The following is a 4,800-nucleotide window of genomic DNA, read 5'->3' as shown; positions in this document are numbered from 1 at the left end:
AACGGCGACGGTGTCGCCGACGATGAGGTCACGGGCCTGTCATGGCGATCGCAGGTGTGTCAGCAAGTGTTCGAGGAAGCCGCCGTCGACCTCGGTCGGGCATTGAGAGCCTGGTCGCAGTCCCGTGCCGGCACCCGCACCGGTACGCGGGTCGGCTTCCCACGGTTCAAGAAGAAGACCGCGACGATGCCGTCGTTTCGGCTGCGCAACAAACACACGACAGCCAGGAGGTCGGCGATCCTGGTCGCCGCCCACCTCGACGGCACCGAAGTCGCCCGGATCACCGAAGCCCCACGAGCGCTCGCGGCCGGCATGACGAAGCAACGGCGACTGGCGAAGTCGTTGTCGCGCACACAGAGAGGATCACGCAACCGCCGTGACGCCGCCGCCAGGCTGCGGCGTCACCATCATCACGTCGCGAACGTGCGACGCCATTTCCTGCACCAGGTCGCCAACGCGTTGGTCAAGACCCACGACCGACTCGTCCTCGAAGACCTCCACGTGACTGGGATGCTGGCAAACCATCGACTGGCCCAAGCGATCTCCGATGCCGGCTGGACCGAGTTCGCCCGCATCGTCGGCTACAAACAAACGTGGCGTCACGGCACGGTCACACTGGCTGACCGGTGGTATCCCTCCAGCAAGCGGTGCTCGCACTGCGGGATCATCCGTAGCGGGCTGACGTTGGCCGATCGGGTGTTCACCTGCAGTTGCGGGTATTGCGCGGATCGCGACACGAATGCCGCAGTCAATTTGGCCCTTTGGGGCCAGAAACACCACCACGATTCACCCTCCGATCCCCGGACCCCCAAGCAACGGGGCCGGGCCACCAACGCCCGCCGACGGGACGGCACTGACCAGCACCCCACGCGTGCCGGTGAACCAGCCCGAACGACGCGGGAACCGACGTTCACACCGCCCCCACGGCCTGAACCAACGGAACGCCCGAGAACGGCGGTGCCCACCAGACAATTGGTAGACACGCTTTAGTAATCCCAGACGGCCGGTACGAATCGGAAGGCGTTGCCGGCTACCGCCACGTGGCAGACGGAGGGGAAGGACAGGTGAGTGGCCACCAGTTGCTCGCCGCTCGCCGCGAGCTCCTTCAAGAGACGGACCCGGACGCGGGCTGATTCCTCGGGGTCGTGTTCGAAGCCGTTTTGCCACTCGGGGTTGTCGAACCCGGGCTGGAACACGGCGTCACCGGCGAACGTCAATGCCTCACCGCCGGACTCGATGCGGACGATGCTGTGGCCGGGGGTGTGACCGCCGGTACGGCGGAGCAGCACGCCAGGTGCCACCTCGTACTCGGTCTCGAACGTCCGCAGCTGGCCGCGGTACACGTCCAGGAACTGCGCGGCAGTCCGCCGGAGCACGTCCGGAATCGGCGCTGGCATGACCGTGCGGGTGAAGTCGGGCGCCTCCCAGAACTCGGCCTCGGCCGACGTCACGTGCACCCGCAGGTCCGGGCGCAGCTTGTTCCGCAGTCCGTCGACGAGCAGCCCGCCGATGTGGTCCATGTGCAGGTGGGTGAGCACCACGTCGGTCACCGAGGACGGTTCGACCCCGGCGGCGACGAGTCGCATGGCCAACTGCCCGGCCCGCGGGAAGTCCGGGAACTCCGTCCCCAGCCCGGAATCGATGAGGATGGTCTTGCCGCCGCTGCGCACCACGGCCACGTTCAACGGCCAGTCGAGGATCTCCGGCGGCAGGAACATGTCCTTGAGCCAGGCTGAGTATTCGGCCGGCTCGGCGTTGGTGGCCATCGTCGAGGCGGTTATCGGAAGTACTCCGTCGCTGATGACCAGCACGTCGATGTCGCCGACCTTCAGTGCATAGCGCGACGGAACCAACTCGTCGTACCCGGGGCCGCCGGCGTGTGAGACGTCGACCAAGCTCATGTTTTTCTCCTCCTGAAGGCCGTACCCGAAGACAGTGCGGAATTCGCCTGTCTTTTCCGTCGAACGCCCTTCGGCGGAGAGATTCATCCAGAGCGCGACGAATGTCCGGTGTCGCCGTTGTTCGGTGCCGTGCTCATCGCCCCACCATCGCGTCCGTCAGGCCGGCGGCCCCGCTGCCCGACCCCGCCGGATCTCGGCGGAGTATCAGGGCGGCGACGCCGAGCACGATCAGTGTGAGCACCAGCATCAGCGTGGACATCGCCGCGATCTCCGGCCGCAGCGATGCTTTCAGCGACGCAAAGATGTACACCGGCCACGGCGTCGAGCCGGCGACTGAGACGAACGACGAGACGACCGTGTTGTCGAGGCTGAGGGTGAAGGCGAGCAGCGCACCCGAGATGACGGCGGGGCGGATGAGCGGCAGCGTGATGTCGGTGAAGCGACGGAACGGCGGGGCGTACAGGTCGGCCGCAGCCTCTTCGAGGGTCTCGTTCATCCCGGTCATCCGGGCCCGCACGATGAAAGTGACGACCGCGCTGGCGAATAGGGAGTTGGCGATGATGAGGCGCACCTGACCGATGTTGAAGGCGGCGAGCCCGTTGTCGACGCCGAGGGTGACGAACCAGGGGAGCAACGAGATCGCGCTGACGATCTCCGGAGTCACCATCACGAGGCCCAGCAGCACGAGCAGCCCAGGCGCCCACCAGCCGGGCCGACGGGTCAGTGCGATTCCGGCGAAGGTGCCGAGCAGGGTGGCTACGACAGCGGTGCCGGTGGCGGTGATCAACGAAACGATGATCGAGTTGGTGATCGCCGGGTTGGTCAGGGCCGCGACGTACGCCTCCATGCCGACTCCGTCGAACGTCTGCAGGGTGCGCCCTGAGTTGAACGAGAACACCACGATGACGACGATCGGGAAGAAGAGGAACGCCAGACCCAGTAGTCCCCAGACGGTCAGGAACGTGTCGGCGGGACGGAGCCTGCGCCGACTGTGCCGCCGGGGGGAACCCGCCACCTTGGCTGCGACGGTCACGAGAGCTCCTTCGCCGGGAGTTTCAGGGATGTCATGGCGGTGGCGACGCGACTGACCACCTTGAGAAGGCCGCCGACAACGGCGCTCGTGCCAAAGATGGCCAGCATCAGCAACACGGCCATCGCCGCGCCGAGCGCCCAGTTTTGCGCGCTCTGGAACTGGGCGGCGACCATCTGACCGACCATGCTGCCGCTGGCCCCACCGAGAACGGTTGGGGTGATGTAGTCGCCCATCAGCGGGACGAAGACCAACAGCATTCCGGCGGTCACGCCCGGGGCAGCCAGCGGAATTGTAATGCGGCAGAGCGTGTCCCACGCCGTTCCGCCGAGGTCGCGGCTGGCCTCGAGCAGCTTCGGATCGAGTCGTTCCAGCGCCACGTACAACGGAAGGATCATCAGCGGTAAATAGTTGTAGACCACGCCGAGCTGAACCGCAGCCGAGGTGTACAGCACGTGCAGCGGTCCGTGGGTCAGGTTGGCCCACTGCAGCAGCTTCGACACGAAACCCGTTGGACTCAGCGAGATTTGCCAACCGATGGTGCGAACGAGAAAGTTGGTCCAGTACGGGATGAGTACCAGGGCCAACACGACACCCCGCCACTTTGGAGCCAGCTTGACAGCCATCCAGTACGCCATCGGAAAGGCGATCACCAGGCACAGCACCGTTCCCTTGACGGCGATCTTCAGCGTGCGAACGAAGATCGCAAAGAACGCTGGCGAGGCAGCCTCGCCATATCGGTCCAACGAGAGGATGTCGTTGGCATGGGTCGTGTAGATGCCCGGTTTGTATCCGAAGCTGTACCAGACCACGAGTCCGAAGGGCAGGATGAAGAACAGCAGCATCCACACGCTGATCGGCAGGGCGCCGAGTCCGCGTGGCAGCCGCAGCCGTCGTCGCGAGGGCTGCGCATCCGCCGCATTCGGCACCTGCCCCGGGCGTTCCTCCAAGACGGTCACTTGCCCGCCGCGGCCTTTAGCTCGTCGTAGATGCCGATGATCGTGCCCTCAGCCGACGTCATTTGGCTGTAGACGAGCTTCTTCATGATGTCATCGCTGATGAAGACCAAGTCGGGCCGCTTGATATCGGCCTTCTTGGCTGTCGCCTCGATGCCTTCGATCCCGGTGTTGTAGCCGATGTAGAGGAGCTCCTTGAGGGAGACGACCGGGTCGAGCACGTAGTTGATGAAGTCGTACGCAGCGTCTTCGTGTGGTGCACCCTTGACGATGGCCCAGTTGTCCTGCCAGAGGTTTGCGCCCTCCGACGGCCAGACCCACTTGTACCTGTCGGGTTCGGCGTTGGCGAGTATGCCCAGGCGAGCGTCTCCGTTCCAGCAGTGAATCAGGGTGCGGGCCGAGGAGGAGATGGAGGCGTTGGTCGACGACTCGAAGGCCTGCACGTGCGGGGCGATCTTGTCGATGATGAAGGAGCGGTAGGCCGCAATGTGGGCGGGATCGGTTGTGTTCTCGTCGATTCCGTTGGCGTAGAAGTAGGTGAACGCCACCTCGCTCTGGTCTTCGAGGAGCGACATGCTCCCAGATGCCTCTTTCTGCGCGGCGTCGAGGAAGTCGACCCACGATGTCAGGTCGCGCTTGATGACGGTGGTGTCGTAGACGTAACCCGTCGAGCCCCAGTCCTTACAGACGCTGTACTTGTTGCCAGGGTCGAAAGGCGTGTTGACGACTTTTGCATTGAGGTTCTTCATGTTTTGCAGCCTGGAGTGGTCGAGCTCGGTGAGCAGCCCGGCGGTCGCCATCTGTTGAATGTTCGAGTGGGTGGGCACGCAGATGTCGTAGCCCGTCGTGCCCTTCGCCGCGCTGAGCTTGGCGATCATCTCGGGGTTCGAGCCGTAGGAGTCGAGGGTGATCT

General features: G+C 64.7%; 5 protein-coding genes. 1 reads left to right on the top strand and 4 read right to left on the bottom strand.

The genetic code is table 11. The features are described 5' to 3' along the window. Nucleotides 1-990, top strand: a 990-nt coding sequence (locus tag ACRDUX_RS33330; protein WP_526420545.1) for an RNA-guided endonuclease TnpB family protein, incomplete at its 5' end; no start/stop codon positions are given. Here ACRDUX_RS33330 and ACRDUX_RS33325 read toward each other — a convergent pair. The 4 genes from ACRDUX_RS33325 to ACRDUX_RS33310 all read right to left on the bottom strand — a co-directional run. Continuing rightward, the gene (locus tag ACRDUX_RS33325; protein WP_526420543.1) at nt 987-1,901 is read right to left on the bottom strand and encodes an MBL fold metallo-hydrolase; all 915 of its coding nucleotides are present in this window, start codon (nt 1,899-1,901) and stop codon (nt 987-989) included. The genes ACRDUX_RS33330 and ACRDUX_RS33325 overlap by 4 nt on opposite strands. 133 nt (nt 1,902-2,034) lie before the next feature. Next, nucleotides 2,035-2,934 carry an ABC transporter permease gene (locus tag ACRDUX_RS33320; protein WP_526420541.1) on the bottom strand — a complete coding sequence of 300 codons (900 nt, stop codon included), beginning with the start codon at nt 2,932-2,934 and terminating at the stop codon, nt 2,035-2,037. Further along, nucleotides 2,931-3,890, bottom strand: a complete 960-nt coding sequence (locus ACRDUX_RS33315; protein ID WP_526420539.1) for an ABC transporter permease — start codon at nt 3,888-3,890, stop codon at nt 2,931-2,933. The genes ACRDUX_RS33320 and ACRDUX_RS33315 overlap by 4 nt, the downstream gene beginning before the upstream one ends. Further along, nucleotides 3,887-4,800 (bottom strand): polyamine ABC transporter substrate-binding protein (locus tag ACRDUX_RS33310; RefSeq protein ID WP_526420537.1); only part of this gene is annotated, 914 nt, incomplete at its 5' end. The genes ACRDUX_RS33315 and ACRDUX_RS33310, both read right to left, overlap by 4 nt.

Source organism: Mycobacterium sp. (assembly GCF_050701675.1).
GTDB lineage: Bacteria > Actinomycetota > Actinomycetes > Mycobacteriales > Mycobacteriaceae > Mycobacterium.
This window is presented reverse-complemented; position numbering and strand designations above follow the sequence as displayed.

Bases quoted from the DNA above. Each gene is read 5' to 3' on its own strand.
- ACRDUX_RS33325 (WP_526420543.1), bottom strand. From the start codon at position 1,901: ATGAGCTTGGTCGACGTCTCACACGCCGGCGGCCCCGGGTACGACGAG.